17 protein-coding genes and 3 pseudogenes are annotated in these 19780 nt (G+C 43.1%); 17 read left to right on the forward strand and 3 right to left on the reverse strand.

Annotation, left to right across the window (positions count from 1 at the left end):
- Positions 1-200: 200 nt before the first annotated feature.
- From R7M92_RS19180 to R7M92_RS19190, 3 genes are all read right to left on the reverse strand, one after another.
- A complete protein-coding gene (locus R7M92_RS19180) occupies positions 201-491 on the reverse strand; it encodes a hypothetical protein (protein ID WP_225473072.1) in 291 nt (96 codons plus the stop codon).
- 162 nt (positions 492-653) lie between these two features.
- A complete protein-coding gene (locus tag R7M92_RS19185) occupies positions 654-947 on the reverse strand; it encodes a hypothetical protein (RefSeq protein ID WP_318134007.1) in 294 nt (97 codons plus the stop codon).
- 202 nt (positions 948-1149) lie between these two features.
- Positions 1150-1533 carry a nuclear transport factor 2 family protein gene (locus tag R7M92_RS19190; protein ID WP_318134009.1) on the reverse strand — a complete coding sequence of 128 codons (384 nt, stop codon included), beginning with the start codon at positions 1531-1533 and terminating at the stop codon, positions 1150-1152.
- Between the two features lie 421 nt (positions 1534-1954).
- Between R7M92_RS19190 and R7M92_RS19195 the strand changes: the two are divergent.
- From R7M92_RS19195 to R7M92_RS19275, 17 genes and pseudogenes are all read left to right on the forward strand, one after another.
- Positions 1955-2328 (forward strand): annotated as a pseudogene (locus tag R7M92_RS19195) (LexA family protein); the annotation flags it as partial.
- 12 nt (positions 2329-2340) lie between these two features.
- A pseudogene (locus R7M92_RS19200) lies at positions 2341-2790 on the forward strand (DNA polymerase V subunit UmuC); the annotation flags it as partial.
- A gap of 44 nt (positions 2791-2834) precedes the next feature.
- Positions 2835-3143 carry a hypothetical protein gene (locus tag R7M92_RS19205; RefSeq protein WP_225473080.1) on the forward strand — a complete coding sequence of 103 codons (309 nt, stop codon included), beginning with the start codon at positions 2835-2837 and terminating at the stop codon, positions 3141-3143.
- 83 nt (positions 3144-3226) lie between these two features.
- Positions 3227-3440, forward strand: a pseudogene (locus R7M92_RS19210) (transposase); the annotation flags it as partial.
- Between the two features lie 380 nt (positions 3441-3820).
- The gene (locus R7M92_RS19215; RefSeq protein ID WP_318134011.1) at positions 3821-4219 is read left to right on the forward strand and encodes a DUF2170 family protein; all 399 of its coding nucleotides are present in this window, start codon (positions 3821-3823) and stop codon (positions 4217-4219) included.
- A gap of 18 nt (positions 4220-4237) precedes the next feature.
- Complete coding sequence (locus R7M92_RS19220) at positions 4238-4930, forward strand: hypothetical protein (protein WP_318134015.1); 693 nt, start codon at positions 4238-4240, stop codon at positions 4928-4930.
- A 4-nt stretch (positions 4931-4934) separates the two neighbouring features.
- Positions 4935-6005, forward strand: a complete 1071-nt coding sequence (locus tag R7M92_RS19225; RefSeq protein WP_318134017.1) for a potassium channel protein — start codon at positions 4935-4937, stop codon at positions 6003-6005.
- A complete protein-coding gene (locus tag R7M92_RS19230) occupies positions 5999-6685 on the forward strand; it encodes a DUF2491 family protein (protein WP_213899866.1) in 687 nt (228 codons plus the stop codon). Before R7M92_RS19225 ends, R7M92_RS19230 begins: the two co-directional genes overlap by 7 nt.
- A gap of 6 nt (positions 6686-6691) precedes the next feature.
- A complete protein-coding gene (locus tag R7M92_RS19235; protein WP_213899867.1) occupies positions 6692-7117 on the forward strand; it encodes a DUF350 domain-containing protein in 426 nt (141 codons plus the stop codon).
- 18 nt (positions 7118-7135) lie between these two features.
- Entirely contained in the window at positions 7136-7843 is a 708-nt protein-coding gene (locus R7M92_RS19240; RefSeq protein ID WP_318134019.1) for a hypothetical protein, read from the forward strand.
- 47 nt (positions 7844-7890) lie between these two features.
- A complete protein-coding gene (locus tag R7M92_RS19245; RefSeq protein WP_318134021.1) occupies positions 7891-9222 on the forward strand; it encodes a glutathionylspermidine synthase family protein in 1332 nt (443 codons plus the stop codon).
- Positions 9223-9400: 178 nt separating this feature from the next.
- Complete coding sequence (locus R7M92_RS19250) at positions 9401-13177, forward strand: DUF4132 domain-containing protein (RefSeq protein ID WP_318134023.1); 3777 nt, start codon at positions 9401-9403, stop codon at positions 13175-13177.
- Between the two features lie 73 nt (positions 13178-13250).
- Positions 13251-14345 (forward strand): AAA family ATPase, encoded by a 1095-nt coding sequence (locus R7M92_RS19255; protein ID WP_318134024.1) that lies wholly within the window; start codon positions 13251-13253, stop codon positions 14343-14345.
- Positions 14332-16725 (forward strand): DUF5682 family protein, encoded by a 2394-nt coding sequence (locus R7M92_RS19260; RefSeq protein WP_318134026.1) that lies wholly within the window; start codon positions 14332-14334, stop codon positions 16723-16725. The genes R7M92_RS19255 and R7M92_RS19260 overlap by 14 nt, the downstream gene beginning before the upstream one ends.
- On the forward strand, positions 16718-17818 hold the full coding sequence (locus tag R7M92_RS19265; protein ID WP_318134028.1) for a VWA domain-containing protein: 1101 nt from the start codon (positions 16718-16720) through the stop codon (positions 17816-17818). The genes R7M92_RS19260 and R7M92_RS19265 overlap by 8 nt, the downstream gene beginning before the upstream one ends.
- Complete coding sequence (locus R7M92_RS19270; protein ID WP_318134030.1) at positions 17818-19476, forward strand: hypothetical protein; 1659 nt, start codon at positions 17818-17820, stop codon at positions 19474-19476. Before R7M92_RS19265 ends, R7M92_RS19270 begins: the two co-directional genes overlap by 1 nt.
- Positions 19477-19761 carry a hypothetical protein gene (locus R7M92_RS19275; protein ID WP_213899875.1) on the forward strand — a complete coding sequence of 95 codons (285 nt, stop codon included), beginning with the start codon at positions 19477-19479 and terminating at the stop codon, positions 19759-19761.
- Positions 19762-19780: the final 19 nt, after the last annotated feature.

The following is a 19780-nucleotide window of genomic DNA, read 5'->3' on the forward strand; positions in this document are numbered from 1 at the left end:
TGTTTAGCCATAAATCACCTCTCAATTAGACCCTAGATCTAACTTAGTAAAGTGTCTACTAAACGTGGGGTACTCGGAGGGCTAACGCCGCGTTAAGTAATGAGCAACACTGCCACTGAGCCTAAACCACTATGGACGTAAACGCTAAATTTAAAAGAAACCTAAATGCCATGCATTGCGAATCTGCCTTAAATACTTTTTTAGTGCTTTGAACGGCGACCAAATGCCCACCTAAAACAATCAATCAATAGCAAAGGTATCGCTGTAATCAAGTTTGAATACGTGTATTCTTCTGATACATATAAAAAATTTGATCTATATTTCTCTACAGCCTCTTTTGGAGTAGCAGCAAAAATGACATCTCCTGAGACCTCAAACCCCTGCTTAAATAATATTTCTTTTTCATCGAGAAAACTGTTTGTGCCCATATCTAGAAATGTAAACGCTTTATCATTGGTATCGGGCTTACTATAAAACTGAAATTTTGACATTAAAAATCCTTATTCTTGATTTTTAGCGAGAGCACTAACGCCGCTTAAGTGGTGAGCAACGCAATACCTAAGCTCACGTAACCACTTTAAACACTAAAATCGAGGCACAGTAAAAATACCACACGCTGGGAATCACTCTTAAATGCTTTGTTATACCTATGTTCAAGGGTGCTTCATAACCCTGTGGTCAACATTATCTTCTTGCAAGTTTTCAGCTAAACCCATTTCACCAACTACGAATAATACATTCCCTATAGCCGAGAAGGTTTCATTACCCGTTCTTTCTGGAAAGTCCCCTGCTTTACTAACACTTTTTTCTGCAATAATATTTTTACAAACAACACTGGAACAGCCTACTTCTTTTTCGTCAACAGGCGTGGTAATCAGAATATCGTTAGCTAAGCTACCTATAGAAAAACTGCTAATTAAACCGATAACTATAAACTCAGATTTCATGACAACAACCAATACATTCACAAGACCAATCAAATTAAAGCACTTATTAGCACGAATTGTTCAACGTGAAAAGGCAAAACGTCCTGTTAAGGTGTGAGCAATGTAATACAAAAGCCCCTGCACACCGCCTTAAACACTAAAACTGATTTAAACCAAAAATGTCGAGCGTTGCGAATCTATTTAAATTGTTTGTTATACAAATTTAGCTGACATCTTTTATGTAACTAATTTTACCATTTTGAAACTCAAAGTATGTTCGACCTTTTAACTCCAAAACCTGCCCCGCTTTGAGACCGTTAGGTAGGTCTATTGCCAAAGTCCCCATATACTCAATGTTGACCGTCGCTGCCATTTCCAACATCTCCGTAGCTGTCACAACTTGCTGATGAGCACTAAAAATCTTTGCCGACTCAGAAGCCAAGCTTTCAAACTCAACTTTGCCGTTTGAACGAGCGGTAATTTCTCCATTTGACTCATTCTCGAACACTACACCATCGTCAAGAAGATCGAGTAATCCAACCACATCAAAAGCATTGTAGCTACTGACATAAGATTCTATTAATTCGATTTTTTCACTATCTAACATGTTAATTCCCCTCATTTTCACAACGCCCTGTTAAGGTGTGAGCAACGCAATACCGATGCCCCCACATACCACCTTAACCACCAAACCTAACGCATAGTAAAAATGCCACGCGTGTCGAATCACTCTTGAACAATTTGTTATGCTCGTACTCAAAGAAATTGGAGAATTAAGCAAGTGACAAACGCTGGAAGCTCTGCAATAAAGAAAACCAAACCTGTCTGGAAGTTCATTCTATGCTGCTCTCGTTGGTCTTCTTCGAAATCATGACCTTCTACCATTTATTCTTGATTATCAGAAACATAGGAACAAACCTTCAAATCACATAATTAAATTTGCTGAGATATTAGGCCGACAGTTTACACCCACTTGCCAAAATGACTTTTCACACCAAATAATACTGTTCACTTACACAGTATTATTTATGAGAGTTATTCCAATTAGCGCACATGCTGGCATCACTGGATTTAGTCTCCAGCTACTGAATACATTCAACTCTCTAGATCTAGACGAACTGCTAGTAGAGTATCCCAATGCAACCTTCATCGGGCGAGCATGTGGTGATTCCATGCAAGGGCTAGGTATATTTGATCAGGATTTGCTGATCGTTTTCGACATATAGATGTTAAACAGAACGACGTTATTCACAAACCTCAATGGTGAATTCATATTCATCGCAAGCGGCTATTATCGGCACACAGTAAGTATCAACCAACCCTGATTACCGAATGTGACTCATTTTCGTTAGAAGGTGTAGTCATCAGATCCATACGTTGTCATAGACCAAGTAACCTGCTGAGAGCAAAAATAATGTATGCCTTAGTCGATGCGAACTCATTTTATTGTAGTGCTGAGCAAGTTTTCCGTCCCGACTGGCGAGGTAAGCCCGTCGTTGTTCTTTCCAATAGCGACGGGGGCGTGGTGGCTGCAAATCGACAAGCCAAAGAAGCAGGCATTGAGAAGTTCAAATCATTCTTTCAAGTTAAAGCACTTTGTGAGCAGAAAGGAGTCATTACCTTAACATCCAATTACGAATTGTACGCCGACCTGTCGTCCAAAATGATGCAAGTTATTAGTCGACTCGCTCCAGAACAACACATGTAAAGTATCGATGAATCTTTCCTATCATTAGAACGTTGTTACCCTGCCATTCCATCCTTGAAAACGCATGGAATGAACCTGAGGCGATCGATGTGGAGAGAATGTCGCTTACCCGTTTGTGTTGGCTTTTGCCCAACTCTTGCCTTGCTAACTGTGTCCATCCCTGGCACATCGGTGGCGACATCAAAGATAGCAGTAAATGATTGCTACAAACACCAGAAAGCTTTTTAGCTCGTTTCAGCGTTGATGTTCGTGTAATGAATGAAGTGGTATCGATAAATTGTCAAGACAAATACCTAGGACCAATGATTTATCATTCCCAAGGCGGTGGTACGCCAGACAGAGAACATATTTTCGACCTTGAGCAAATCCATCGAACTCGTACTGGTTTAGTGAGCTACGACGATTACAACTCTCTCACGCAAAAAATTCCGCAAGAAACAAACGCTGATGAAGGCCCAAACTTTGATTTGCGGTGCTACGACTATCTTAGTCGCTACACAACACCATAATTAGGGCAGCAACGTGTAACGGAGTGGATGTCTGAACACACGGCGGACAGCCATCAAATTGAAGCTGCGAGCGATGAGCCAACAACGGAGGAACGGGCATGTTTAAGTACCTAGACCATCGAGATGGTCAGAACAAAACGAAGACGTTGACGAAGGAAGATATGATATGACGGTTCGTGAGTCGTATCCCTCGGCACCATTTTAAAATGGTGCGTTACTACAGTTTTCTGTCCAATAGAAAAACTTCCTCTGGTGTATTTAGCCTTAGGAAAGAAGAGTACGAATCAAGCAGAGCCTGCTCACGTATACCTTTTTGTCGCATGCAAACCCGTTAATTGAATTGCACATCCAAGTTATCAAAAAGCACCAAAGACACATCAAAATAGAACATGCTTTCTTTATGTCGGCAAGAACCGTGAGATTGCTTATACGAACAGACATTTTGCCAAGTGAATAATCCTAACCATCACGATATAATTGCTTTGTTTTTCAAGCAGGTCCGATACGCCCATTGATATTTCTAAGCTAACCGAATGGTTAAAGGCGTACTCTCCCCCCCCCTGAACAAGACGATATCGTTTGACCGCCACCTGTGCGGTTTGAAGTAAACTCAGTGGGAACGTTTTTCCTCATGAGTGAGCACAACTTATAGCAAACAAATACAGATGGAAGTGAATATGTGGACTGCTAACGAATTGGCATCATCTTTAAATGAAACTAAGTTCATCCCTACAGTGATCGGTGAATCTTCTCTTTCTGTTGTTTTAAAAGAGCATCAAGACTTAGCAATTGCTGTTGTAATAAACGGAGAATACATGACCGCTGAGGCAGTGCTGGCCTCGGTCGATCAGGTTAAGGACCCAGCAAAACTGAATTATTGCTTGTTGAAAGCAGCAAAGCTGTTGCCTTTATCTAGTTTCGCCTTGGAAGAGATCGATGGCGAAGAATGCTATGTGATTTTAGGTGAGGCATTGTCTAACACGCCTATCGAAGGCGTAGAGAAAGAGCTTAATAAACTGGCTATCAACACGTTTGAAGTCGCGCAGCTGATTACTGAGCATAATCAGCAAAACTAATTTCAGGAGAAATACACCGTGAGTTTGTTTAAAAAATTATTTGGACTTGGCGAAGCCGTAGCCAAGAAAGCAGAAGAGGCTATCGATGACCGCTATGGCGTAGAAATTCATGAGGCGAATATTGCTCGTGCTCGTAAACGTCTAACTGGCGCAAAACAGAAAGTCGATGAGTGTGAGGCAAAAAACCGTGTCCAAAAACGAGACCTTGAAGCTTACGAGTCTCAAGTAGAAGGTTATGAAGCGAGTTTGGCAGACATCAAACAACGCCATGACAACGCTAAAGCAGCTGGTGATGAGCAAAAAGCAACAGAATTCCGAGCTTTAGGCCTAGAAATTCATAACGAGATCAAGTCACTAAAAGCGAAGTATGCGCCACAGATTGAAGCATATGAGTTCACGCTAGATACAATTAAAGAAAATCGCACTTTGATTGTAGAGATGGAAAATGAAATCCAAGCAGAAGAGCAACTGATTGCAAACTATCGTGCGAATGCTGAGCTAATTAAAGTTCACAAAGCACAAACAGAGCTTGCAGCAGAGATTAAAGGCGTATCTGTAGCTGGCGGCGGTGCCGTGTCAAAACTCGCCCGACGTCAAGAAGAAGAAAGAGAACTCATTCGACTGCAACGTGAACGTAAGAACGCTTCATCAAATAGCCTACAAGATAAAATCGACGCAGCGACAACCGATGATGACGGTTTAGGTTGGTGATTCAATGTTTTTACATCGTCCATTGCTACTGAGTTTCTTGCAAAGGATGGTGGGAAATACAACGTGGCGAGTACTCCTCGCCACCTATTTCATTCACTACCTTTTTACATGGGCAATGCTCGCCGCATTCAGTGAACCGCTGACCCAAAACTTTATTGATTATACCTATTGGTACAGTGTCTCAATGAGCACAGTTGGCTTCGGGGATATCTCACCAGTAACGCCTGGAGGCCGGTTGTTCTATGCATTGATTATCGCCCCTACTGGTATTTTGCTATTTGGCTCAGCGCTGGCGAAGTTAGGCGAATTGTACTTAACACTGAAAAAAAGATTTGTAGCAGGAACAATTGACGTGAGCGATCTCAGTAGACATATCATTGTCTTTGGTTGGATACCACAACGCACGGCTAAGCTGACAAAGCTTCTCCAAGCAAATAAGAAAAAAATCGTCATCGTTTCTGATGAAAAAGGTTTAGAGCATCCTCTGATGAACACCGATATTCTCTATGTAAATGTTGAGAACTATGTTTCTGTTAAAGAGCTAAAACGACTGGGTTTGGAAAAGTGCGATAGCATTATCGTAAACACGGGTATAGATGCAGTTAACTATTTAACTGCAGTTGCCGTCGATCACTACCTAGAGCGTACTGGATCCAACGCCCATATCGTAGTCTATTCAGAGTGTGAGGACATTCAAGCTCTGTTAGAAGGCGCGAGTGGCCGCACTGAGATTATCAATATTCATGACGAACACCTACTTTCACGCTCAGCAATGTTCCCTGGTAGCAGCTCTTGCACAGAGGCGCTGCTTAACCCTGCTTTTTTAGCAACACATTTCACACTTAAACTCCCCATTCAAATGCGAGAAATGGCTTTCTCTGAATTGTCGGCAATCCTTAAGCGAGAGCTAAAAGTCATCTCGATAGGCTTTTCCAAAAAGAGTGACAAGCTAGGGCGAAATTTGCAGCTCAACCCCGATGATGATGCCATGGTCAGCGGTGGTGATTTTATTCATTACATCGCAAACCAAGAGATCCAGAAAATTGAAACTCATTTGAAGAATTATTTATGTTAAGAAAACTCAAAACACTTTTTGAATTAAAAACTAATCCTGATCTCGTTGAAAACACGAAATGTGAAACAGCGACTTTAGGTATAGACCTCCAAAAACTTATCACTGTTGATTATCCGATGCTTCGTTTCACGCCTGAACTAAAGTTTCAGATTGGTTCTGAGACGAAAAAAGTGACCGGTAAATCTAGCCACAATGAAAGAGGTGAACATACGCATCGTTTCTATACCGAAGACGATTACTTCTTTCAGTTTAACTTTTTTGGCGAAAACAAAATTGACAACCTTATCGACATTATGCTGTTCAAATATCAATTAGATGCCGGAGACGAGTTTTGTTCGAAGAGTGATAAAGCAACAGAAAACTACTGGCGAAACATAATTGAAGAAAGTGAAATATTTTCTTTTGAAGGCGCTGAATATCACCGATTAACGGGTGTGCTTGGTGGCCTAGAAGTCGTGGAAGTCATCGGCGATGACTTAAACACTATTGACAATAACTTCGCTGTATTCTTTCGAGATATAACCGCGCAAATGCAAGAGATCGTCATTGTCAATGTCGAGCAAGAAGTCGTGGTTAACGACAACCACGATATTGTTCACCGAGGAAATTACATCTGCTCCATCGCACTTGGCGTTTCCATACCTCTCACACAGTTAACTATTAATCACCAACAAGGATAACTCTAGATGTTCAACTCCTATGAATTTAATGTAATGCAATCCCTTTCTGGGCTAATTCCTTTCATTGCATATTTTGGCCTTTCGTTACTGATGGTTATTGTTTTCGCTTTTGTATATACCAAATTTACACCTCACGACGAGTTTGCATTGATAAAACAAAACAATGAAGCAGCAGCGATTTCGTTTGGCGGTGCCCTTTTAGGTTTCATTTTAGCGTTGACTGCTGCCTCAAAAGTATCAGTAAACTTGATAGACTTTGCGATCTGGGGTGTGGTTGCAATGGTTGTTCAAATTTCCGTATTTGCTTTGGTTCGTCTCACTCTTCCCGCTATTGTTGAGCGTATCAACGCAGGTGAAAAAGCTAAAGCTATTTTGCTTGCTAGCATTTCAATTAGTGCTGGTCTCATCAACGCAGCTTCAATGAGCAACTAACCAGCATAGGTGCAAACAATGAAAAAGTCTCAGATTGCGTTGGTGGGTGGCTCTGGTTTCATTACCGGCATGACTGTAATGGCCACAGTACATAGCTCCTCTCACCAATACGACAACACCATAACGCCCTCGCCTGATCAAATTCAAAATGCTGTTGATGACGTTCTTTTAACACTGAATAACGAAGATATCGAACTCAAAGAGTTTCTGGCTGAAATTCAAAAGATTCATCCCGAAGTTGTAGGTGCACGATACGGTTACCTCAATAACGTGAAGTATCTGTACGTCGCGGTACTGAACGTCAAAGGTGACACGAAGAGTGGCGTGACTGAATATATTATTCAACTGGATAAGACCCATTCCGGAAAAGCCAACTCACAACTCGCTCGAGAGTTGAGCAGTCAGTCAAATTGCGAACCCGGCTATCTTTTTGATGACGACGACAACGAGTGTTATCGCCACGTCTCGAATTATTCGAGTTGGAATAGCTACTCGCGTACGTCTTACTCAACGATGGATAGCTACAGCACGACAACGTCCAAAGAGAAACGGATCTACAGTGCGCAAACTGTTAAAAAAACATCTGCCGAGCGTGCCGCTGCAATCAAAGCAAAAGCATCATCCGACAAGACACTATCTCAACAACGTCAAGCGTTCTCAACAAAACGTTCTTCCAGCCGCAGTAGCTCGATGGGTTTCAGTTCATCTCGCTCGTGGGGTGGATAGTTTCATCTCAGGAAATAAGGGGGGGCTCCCCCTTCATGCACACAAATATGCGTAAAATACTATTACCCGTGACACCAGATTACTTCGCTCTGGAAGCAGAGTGCCCCCGCACATCTGCGATCGCATTGATTCATGGTGGCAATACTTCTTTAACGCCATTGGAAGACGAGTTTGTTTTTCCTGAGAATAAGGATGCCCAAACCCCTTTCTATCGCTTTACACGAGAGGAGGTTAAAGCCATCAACATTGCTTCCGAGCAGGTTTACAATCTACTCGTCAATTCTCTAGACTTTCTTTTTTCTGAAGCCTACAAATCCCTAATTCCAACCTTTTATGGAAGGGAATTCATCGAACAGTTTCCCGAGTTTGTTGAGTATGCCATCCATACCTATGAGCAAAATCATGAGGCAATCTACGGCAGATTTGATATCGCCTATGATTTTGAGAATGGTAAGGTTTTAAAGTTCTACGAAGGTAACTTAGACACTCCAACGATGTATTATGATTCTGTGATTATGCAGGACCATTTGGTTACTAAGCTCGATCAGGCAAACGACCAATACAATCTACATTATGAAAACTTGACTAAGACTTTAGACCGAGTGATAGGTAAATCGCCCAAGCGTGTGGCTTTCTTATGTGATACAAAGTTGACTGAAGACTGTATCACTACAGAACTGCTTTTCCATGCATTTAACGAGCAAACCGAACATTTGGTCCAGTTCTCCGACATCAATAGGCTGGTTTATGATTTCTCCCTAAATCGAAGTACGTGGTTACTTGACGATTTAGAGTTAGATTACATTTTCGCACTCTACCCTTGGGAAGACATGGTTCGGGACCTATATGCTGAAACGTCTAATCCCCTTTTAGAGTGGCACAAGTGGTCTAATAAAACACGTTTCATGGAGCCCGCTTGGCGATGGTTCGTCTCAAATAAGGGAGTCTGGGCATGGTTAACGTATTTAAAAGACGTGCTTGCTAAGGAAGATCGTGTAATAGAGGCTTTTGTTACTGCAAACGCTGAAGCATGGCAATACGTTATTCCATCATTCATGGAAAAGCCCCCCCACCTCTCACATTACGTAAAAAAGCCGCTCCAAGGCCGAATGAGCAACAACATTGAGTTCTATCATGATGACAAGCTCGTTCACGAAACCTCTGGATTTTACACTGAAGATGATTTCATTTATCAAGAACTTTGCCCAACTACATCTGCAGATCAGGGCGAAACAAAAGCCATCGTTTGCTCTTGGCTCGCTCCGTGGGTAGATGGCGAAGCACTAGATATGGAATCTTCCGGTATCGCTGTGAGAGAGTTCACAGGTGAAGTACTCCAGCTTCATAAAGAACGTTTCATGCCACATATCGTTGAATAAGAAAAAGCGGCATTGTAGCCAATGCCGCTCACTGTATACCGGGTCAACTGAAGGTGCGGGCAAACGGTCATTAATTCGAGATGGCATTGTTGATCAAATCAGATAGAAGATCGACGACGCCAAGACAAGGCAGACTTACCTTTTTAATAAAAATAAATCACTAAATAGTGAGCGTAGTATGATAACTGAATCAGAACTAAATATTGCTAAAAAAATTGTTGAAGACAACGACTCTTTTTATGAAATAAAAGATGAATTGCGTGAGCACTTTGAAGATGGCGACCAATATAAGAATATACTGTGGGAACTGCACAAAAAGCAGATCCTCAATCTCGCGACTGAGATAAACTCATGGTATACACTCAGTGGGGCTTCTAATGGCTATACCATTGCTGATTGTATTGATTTATTTACTCAAGCCAGTAAAGAACCTGAAAACATCAATCGTTGGAATCAATATGGTAAAATGACCGACTACTCGGTGTCTTTGATAAAGAAGGCTCAAGGTGATGTTCAACCATTAATTGATGCGCTGCCTTCATTCTTAGAATCCATTTCTTTATCTCTCTACTTTGAATTTTTAAAAAATAAACAGATCAATGTCGATCAAACCCCTGCTTGCTTACTAACAAAAATTGCCGAGGACGTTGTTGATGATAGAGAGCAAAGCACACTAGAGGAGATGTTTGCATGCTGGCCACACCAAGACGTGTGTGACGCCATCAACATCGCTGCAACTCAAGCAAGATATATATATTCTCTGGATTTCTTAGCATTCACGTGTCACAGCATCACTCCAGAACAACTGTGCATAATTGCTGAGAATCATCGTGTCGATTATGATGACATTGCACCTTACTTCGACCAACACAGTGACGCAATTTGTCAAATAGCCTTAGCTTACCCTGTGCCACAAAATTATGATGGCCATTCACGAGCAATGGCGTTATTTCCTTGGCTTGCATTACATTTAAAAAAGCAAAATCAACAGATTGACGACGCTCGTGCGGATTACCTTGTTGAACATTTAAGTGCTTACGACCTAAGAACAAACAGTGCTGTGTTGTCGGCATTATCAGACCAACACATGGAAAAATTCATACTTAAGCATCTGCATAAAGTAGAGCTTCTTAACCTTTTCTGTAATGAGAATGTGGCCACTCGCATGGTTCAACGTATTGTCGATTGGGGACGCTCAGAGCTTCGCATTGATAAGAAAGAGGAAAAAGGGCTGGCTGTTATTGGTACACGTTTTCCACATGTGTTGATTTCTGCTCTCCAAACCAAAAAAATCCCGCAGCGCTTTTTCCTTGTCAACGCCTTGAGTGTCTCGACGGATCCTGCTGCGATCCCTACCTTAATTGACTATCTTGATGATACCATTGAGAGCGTACGACAAGCGGCAACAAAAGGATTGCTTAAACAAGGTTCCACAGCAAGTGATGCATTATTGAATGCCTTATCTTCTCGTAAAAAAAATGTGCGCTTTCACGCGTGTGAAGCATTGCTTTCATTGGTGTCAGATCCGAGCCTGACCGACATCATCGTGAGCACAACGACGCCATTGTTCAAAAAAGAAAAAGTCGCTGAGATAAAATCATTGCTTGCCACTCTATCCGGACAAGAAAATGAGGTGAGTGTTGATACAAATCCAGCGAATACGGTGAAACAATTATTACAAGCCGTGTCTAATGATGATCATAAAACCGTTAAGCAAGCCATTAAATCCATCAAAGCCAATGCAAACTGTCGTGATCCTGAGTGTGGCTGTGACACCTCTGAAAATTGGGTGAAAAACTTCGATTCTTATGTCGAACAAATCGCCAATAACTTGCTGAGCCAACATGGTGAGCGTGCTTTAGTGGTGACACTGAGTGCCATAATTCATCACGTTTGTCCACACTATTATCAGCTAGCATTATTTAAAAAACTCATGGAACACCATGATAATAATGAGCAAAATGCACTGCTTTGCCTGACTTTTTGGGTTCAAGATATCGAGGCTGATGGCGGTTATACGGAAACCAATAAACACGCATTTCAGTTTTTCCTAGAGTATTACCAAGAGAATGCCATTAAGGCCGCGGAGATTATCTTATCCACAATGGATTCTCTGGCGATGGATCTGCTATGGTCACTCTATTTACCACTGCAATCCGCCAATACGTTAACCGTATTTAAAGCGTTCAGTCCCAATGCCTCAGCACGATCAATGGCATTAGCGCTTCAATGGTCGCCAAATGAGACGTACCCTATCATTATTGACCTATTGGCGCATAAAAAACTCGCGACTCGAAAGCAAGTGGCTGAAGCCTTATCTCAAGCCCCTATTCCAGAGGCGCTTCCGGCATTAAATAAAGCCCGAGTAAAAGAGAAAAACCATACATTAAGCCTATTGATGAACAACATCGCCTTTACGATCACGTTAGCTCAGAGCGAGCTTGAAACGCAATTAGATGCCGATGCACCACTTTCAACGGATACCCTTACCCAGCTTGAAGCACTATTAAGTGAATTTGCTGGCGCACTACCAAAAGGCATCGAGCTTGAGAATTTACCATCACTTCATTGGACAACAGGTAACCCGTTACCACCAAAAGTCATGCAATGGGTGATCTCTAAATTATCAGAAGAGAGCGCGAAACAGCACTCAAGTTTATTGGTTAAGGTGATCGCACACTGTGATAACGCAGGCTTCAAACCGTTATGGGACGCCCTCTATCAACAAGCGGATGATAAATCGCGTCGCTTAGGATGGGTATTGTTCTCTGCGGCTTTACTGGGTGATGACACCTTGATGCAAGCCTACGGCAAAGATCTCGATGATGAATCACGCAACGGGGCGTCTGCCAGTGCCTTCTATAAAGTTGAAGTCTTAGCTTACCAAAGCTCTACCGTGGCACTCACTTGGCTGGATCACTGGTCACGCAAAGCCCGTAGCCAAGGATTGAAAGAGCGCTGCATTAAAGCCCTGAATCAACTGGCAAAAGAAAGAGGCATTTCTCGCGATGAGATTTCAGATCTTGTGTCTGCGGATCTCGGCTTTGACCAACAAGGAAACGCGGCTTTCCCATTTGGGGATCGTACGCTAACGTTAACACTCAGCGATGAAGGTTCACTGATCACCAGCTTAGATGGCAAAGTGCTAAAATCGGCACCAGCGACACGTAAAGACGATGATGCTGAGCTGTTAAAAGTACGCCGCGCAGAGCTGACTCAATTCCGTAAACACATCAAACAAGTGTACCGTAATGCGGTTGATCGTTTAGAGCAAGCGATGATCACCGGTCGTCTTTTCTCACCAAGCTTATTTAATCAAACATGGGGTCACAACCCACTACTCAGTTACATTGCACGTCGTGTGGTTTGGTCAATTCAGCACCAAGATAAGATCACGCTTGCTCGTCTAGACGAACGCAACCAGTTTGTGGATATTGATGATGAAAACATTACGATAGACAACGAGAGCCTGTTCTCTGTCGTCCACCCATTAACGCTGGAAGAAGCAACGTGCATCGAGTGGAATAATCTATTGGATGATTATGAGATTGTGCCGCCTTTTGCTCAATTGTCACGCCCAACCTTTACGTTAGCCGAAGACGATCACGCGTATAAAACGATCACTCGCTATAAAAAAGAAAAATTCGGCACATCACGTATGCGCAGCTCGTTGGAAAAACGTGGATGGCGAACCGGTGAGCCTTTGGATGGCGGCTCGGTGCAATGGTTCGAAAAATACTTTGTTCAAGCCAACATCAGCGCCCTGATTTATATGGAAGAAGGCTTTTGTATGGGATCGTACGATTATGACGAGAATCAAACCATCCCACACGTTAAGTTTTTCACGGGTGATTATCATTATTATTCGGATCGCAACAATCACTTACTGGAGCTGGGTAACGTCTCCCCAATGGTCTACAGTGAAGTAATTAATGATATTGAATCAATAAAATAACCCTACATTAAACACGTTAATAAATGCCATCAATTCCCTATTGGTGGCATGACTCACATGAAATGGATTAACCATGTTTGCAGTACAACGATTACCCGCAGAGCAACTGTACAAAGAACAATTAACAGCACTACAAGATGCGGATACATCATCAAAGCCCGCTCATTGGCAACTCAGTCCTAAAGCGGTACGCACCTTCATTCTTGGTAGCGACACGCCAATTTCAGGGCAAATCATCACACGTAAAATTTACGGTAACGATGCGGTGGTAGAGCGCGCCATCGTCACGCTGCTTGGTCAACAAGGCTTAATGCTTGTTGGTGAGCCTGGCACCGCAAAATCGTTACTGTCTGAACTGCTGAGCGCCGCTATCTGTGGTAACAGTACCTATACCGTTCAAGGCAGTGCTGGGTTATTTGAAGAAAACATTCGCTACAGTTGGAACTACGCTACCCTGCTAAAATCAGGCCCAACCATGGATGCCATGGTACCCGGCCCACTCTTTAATGCCATGAAACAAGGGGCCATCATGCGTTTTGAAGAGTTAACGCGCTGCCCAACAGAAGTGCAAGATAACCTGATCCCTATCTTATCGGATCGCATTTTGCACATTCCAGAGATTCAATCTGAGACCAACTACCTATTATCTCAGCCTGGATTCACCATCATTGCATCTGCAAATTTAAACGACCGAGGCGTTAATCAAATGTCTTCTGCTCTCAAGCGTCGTTTTAATTTTGAAGTATTGAAACCCTTAGCTCAACGCCAGCAACGCATTGAATTAGCCATGACGCAAGTGAATGATCGACTCAAACATGAAAAAGTCGATTTACGTTTAGAGAATGACACCATTGATGTATTAGTCACGGTATTTGATGAATTGAAATCAGGCCAAGTGGCAGGAGTGAGCATCCCAACGCCTTCGACGTTACTCTCCATACCTGAAAGCATCAACTTAGCCTTTCATGCCGCCATGCAGTGCCACTACTTTGGGGATAATCACGTTACTCCTGTGCATTTGGCTCAATTTTTAATGGGCACCGTCATTAAAGACAATCAAAAAGATCATGAATCATTAAGCGATTACATCCGGGTGATCACTCGTCAGCGTGCGAATGACCCACAATGGGCCCTATTCTTAGATGGATGCAAACATGCAGGGATCTGATCTTCTTTCTCTTGCGGCTCAATTCCATCACGATAATAACCTCATTTGGGCTCCCATTCGTCATCACAGTCCAACATGCAGTTGGTACTTGTTGCAATTGATCAAGCAAGCCAAACCTGATGTGATTCTCATTGAAACACCACATGATGCACAATCCTTGCTGCCCTACATGCAAGCCGATGAATGCCAAGCGCCAGTGGCGATTTATCTACACAAACAAGCACGCTTAACGAATGAGACCCAGAGTGCCCCTTATGCTCAACGCGGGTTTATCCCATTTGCAGAGATGTCACCTGAATGGAACGCTCTAAAAGTCGCAAAGAAAAAGAACATTCCTTGCCAATTTATTGATTTGCCTTACGGTTATTGGAATGAGAGTAACGAGGAAGAGGAAAACGAAGAAGGAAATAACCCGTTAATTTACGCTTCCAGTGAAAAAAAGCATTTTCAACACCGTTACCTTGACGCGTTACTTCAACGCTCTGGGTGCGAACATTTTGATCAGTGGTGGGATCGCCATTTTGAAGCCGATGTGACCTTGTCACCTTCTGAGTTTTTTACACGCATGCACCTATTTGGACTGCAAATGCGGGAGGGGCGTGTCGAGACGGATCGTCACACTCAATACCGTGAACAGTACATGGCAAGCCACATTGCGCCTCATATCCAAGAGGGAAAACGCGTATTGGTGGTCTGTGGTGCGTTTCACTGCATGGGGATCTCGCACTGTTTACAACAAGGCACCTCCGATTTTTTACCTCAAATAAAAGTGGAAACGTCTTATCAATACCTGATCCCTTATCCTTTATCACGATTAAGTCATCCCCAGTACGGCGCGCATTTATCGCAAAGTGGCTATTATGCGCATTGGTGGAAAAAACTAAAATCAAGCACGAAGAAAGAACGAGCAACACTAGCCACCCGCCTGCACACGGAACTGGCGACAGAGCTCATGTCATTCTTACAGCAAAAAGAGCACCCTGTTGCCATGCCGCAATTGGTCGATTTGGTGGTGGCCGCCGAGCATTTAGCTCAACTGCGCCAAGTGCCAGTCGGACGCAGTGAGTTTTGTGAGGCCGCGTGCTTAACCTTAGAAAAAGATCCGAGCTTAAGCGATCACATATCGCGTTTTTCATTATGGCTTGATGCTTTTTTTGTTGATTCACAATACGGAAAGGTGCCGAATACGCTGCCTCCTTCGCCGATCATCATTGACTTTCACCGTCAATGTGATGCTTTTGCATTACCAAAAACACTTAGTGATCTCACTATTACTAAAGAGCTGGCTATTTATCGAAGTCCCAAACACCTTGCGCTTTCTCAGTGTTTACATCGTTTGGCTTTTTTATCGATTCCTTACGCCACTCAGATCGCAGGCCCGAATTTTGTCACTCAAACGGATCTTTATCGCGTACGAGAAAAGTGGCTGATTCAATACGAACTTACTACAGAAACCACATTAATTGAGCTTGGCTACCAAGGCAGCACCATTGTAGAAGCGATCAACTATAAAATACAACAACACCTCGCTGATGAATACCTAAACAGCGAAAATCTTGTGGCGTTGCTATTGCGTTCTTTGCAGATGGGGCTGGAAAAATGGCTTACCCCAATCTTACATCGCCTCTCTGAGCAGGTGGATAAAGAAAGTGATCTGCATATTCTTAATCAAACACTGACGCTGTTATTTCGCTCTCAATGGAACAGTTCGCTGTTTGTGCAAGACACGAAAAACGAGATAGAACGCTTGATTTACCGTTGTTATGTTCGTCTTTGCACTCGGCTGCCTCGTGCCATTAATGGGCATTCCAGCACCGCTGAGGCAACCTTGCTTTCTGATCTTGGAAAGCTGATTAATCGAATGCCACAATTATGTCCGGCCTATTTTTTATTGGATGCGATTCATTCGCTGTCTGAAATTGCCGTCCCTTTTGAGATACAAGGGGTATTTGCAGGATTGGCCTTATCGATTGCTCCCTCTTCAAACGAAGAAGATGAACAACAAAACGTGATATTAATGATGAGAAGTGCCGCCAGCCAATGCCATCTCACTCCGGATTCTCTGGGGGATTTCTGTTATGGGTTGGGCTTAGTCGACACGCAAATATACCAATATTATGATGCGATCCAACCGGCGTTAGATCAGATCATTTCTGAGTTTGATGAACACGATTTTCTGCACACGCTTCCCGCTTTGCGTCGCGCCTTTATGCTCATGACCCCTAATCAAATCGAAGAGTTTGGGCACTTATGTCACCAAGAGAGCGATACTTTATGGCTCAATTTAACGATACCAAGTCATGATACTTTACTTCAAGCGAATCAACTTCAACACCTAGCTGAAGAGTGGCTATCATTATGGGGGATCTCTCATGACTAATGAGCAAAATCGACGTTGGCGGTTAATCTTAGGCCAACGCTATTCACACACCCTTAATCAAGAAGACGCATTAAAAGATCAGTGTCTGGATCAACTGTATTCACAGGAATATAAAGACCGATTTACCGTGTCGTCTAAAGGTGGCATCAACAGCGGTTTACCTAGCCCAATAACATGGCTCTCAAGCGTAAAAAAAGCCTTTCCTAAATCCACCGTAGAGATTTTACAACAACACGGTTTAGCGCGCTATGGCTTAACATCGCTGCTACTCGATGAAGATACCCTCAAGCAACAAACGGCCGATTTGGATTTATTGCAACTGCTGTTATCGTTTCGCGAACAAATCCCAGCCTCTCTTCATTCTGAGCTAGAACGCATTATTCAAACCGTATGCAAAGAGTTAGAAGAGGTGCTCGTACAACAAATTCGCAGTGTTTTTTCTCATCACAGAATACCGATGAGCCACGCACAACCGATGCCGTTATCCTATACGCATTGGCATCATACCATTAAACGAAATTTAAAGCACTACCAAATTGACACAGAGGCGTTTATTTTAGAACGCCCTTTCTTTTATCAAACCCAACAAAATAAAGTGCCGTGGGACATTCATTTGGTGGTTGACCAAAGTGGTTCGATGTTAAATTCCTTGATCCATGCCGCTGTGGTAGCCACCATTTTTTGTCGATTGCCTATGCTCAATGTCAAACTTTATTTATTTGATACACGGGTTGTCGATGTCACCGATCATGCAGGGGATCCTCTGGCCATCTTGTTGAATTCTCAATTAGGTGGTGGGACAAACATCGGTTTAGCCATGCAATACACGCATGAACGCATCACGGATCCGGCTCGTAGCATGGTGGTATTGATCAGTGATTTCTATGAAGGTGGCTCACCCGCTTCGCTGTATCACTATACTGAAAAAATGCACCGCGATGGCGTAACCCTGCTTGGATTAACGGCATTAGATACGGCGGGCATTCCACAGTACGACAATCAAATCACCAACCAACTGTTACATAAGGGGATGGAGATAGCATCAATGACACCCGAACATTTAAGTCAATGGGTTGCTGAGGTAATCAAATAATGACATTACTACACTGGTCGCAACAATTAAGCGATGATTTCTTAGTTAACTGGACAAATCGCGGCTTATTACGTCGCGCCACCAAACAAAGCCAAGATGTGGATGTCAGTGAGTGGGACATCACCCCCTCTCACCTAAATGGCGTCATTGATCAACACCAATTAACCCTCAGTGAAAAGAGCGTTGATGCCTTAACTTGCTCGTGTGGTGCCATCAATACCTGCTTTCATAAAGTGGCGTTTTTTATTGCATTACGTCAATGTGAAAGTCAAGCTGCTCCTGAAACCACCACAGAGGTCACCTCCTCTTTGGCGCCTTTTTCCCTTAACGAGTGGTTCATACAACACTGTGATGACCTCGCCCCTATTATGGGAAAGAGCACCGTCACCAAGGCCATTCAGCACTGGCGAAAAGGGGTTACCCTTGATGTAGAAACCCATGATGAACACGCCATCGTTCAATGCCATTTCGCCAGCAGCAAATCCTTTCGTCTCTATTTCCCACGAGCGTCGCAATGGGAGCTTGCCACCTGCTCATGCAAACAACACCCTTGCGTACACCAAGCGGCGGCACTGATTGCACTTTCCATACAAGGGAATACCTTAGCCATGGATGAGGCGATCTTCATTGAACAAATCAGCGATAAGCAACGCGCTCAATTACAGCAATTAGAACAATGGTTAGAAGAGACGCTCTCAGTGGGCGTGCAAAACATCGTTCCTGCACAACTGGCACAAGCGCATACTTTGGTACTTGAGTTAAACCAAGTGGATTTACCCTCTCTGTCAGCCCAACTCAATAGTGTATTGAATACGATTGAGTATTTAGTCGCTAACTATATTGATGTTGACTACGCCACCGTCATACCGCAGATCACGGCATTAAGCTTGCAACTTCATGCTTTACAACAAACGCCACTGCCTTGTCCACTGTATCTCTTAGCGGGTGAACACAAGCGCCGTTATCATCCAGTGAGTTATCACAACCTAATGGGGATAAGTGTGGAGTTTTGGCGCACCGATAAAGGCGCTCAAGGGTATCGTTTTTATCTTTATGATCATGTTCAGCACCAATGGACTACCATCACCGATGGTCGAAAAGCACAGCGAAATCAAGGCTGGAATAGTCAATTGGCGTTTGCGCATACTCGGTGCGATCTCAAAGCTCTGCCTTCATTGGCACTGATGTCGTTTTCGGCGCAATCAAAAATAACGCATCACAATGAGTTATCCATAAAAGATACTAAAATCACATCGTCTCCTACCGATATTGAATGGGAAACCTTGTTTGATCACCCAGAACTTCAGGTTCGTGCCCAATGGCAGCGTATGCAAACCCGTCGTTTATCAAACCGTTTTGCATCCAATACGGATCAATTAGGTTGGCTATGCTGCGAACAAGCATACCAGACGCAACACATGCCATATTGTCACTATCAAGAAGCGGAGATCGTTACCACATGCGATACAAGGGTGAATGTTCGTATCCCAAAAAATATAGACTTATCTATGAGTAATGAGCATCAGCAACTGCTCTTTGGTCGCTGGAACTGCAATGCAAAACAGAGTTATTTTGAGGTATTGGCGATGTTTACCAAAACCCCACTCTCTGATGAAAAATTCGGCTTAGTGCAAATAAAAACAAAGGACAAAAACTAAATGGAACGAAATCAACTCTCTGATTTTTTACTGAAATGGCAACAGTTATCTCACGCGATTCTACAGCAAGGGGCTCATAACTTACGCCCAAAAACCAAACAGCAACTTGAAGCGTGGCGACAGCAAGCGGCATTACTTGGTTTTCATCCACTTAATGATTATTGCTATGAATTATTACATCCTACACAGGCTGAGAGAGCACCAGCAAACGCCTTCCGCCACCTTCTGCATTACATGGAAGGGATAAATCGTACGGCGATTAGTTTATACATGCCTAATAATTGAGCATGAGCACAATTATCTT

The sequence above is a fragment of the Vibrio sp. Vb2880 genome, assembly GCF_033337975.1.
Taxonomy (GTDB): domain Bacteria; phylum Pseudomonadota; class Gammaproteobacteria; order Enterobacterales; family Vibrionaceae; genus Vibrio; species Vibrio alginolyticus.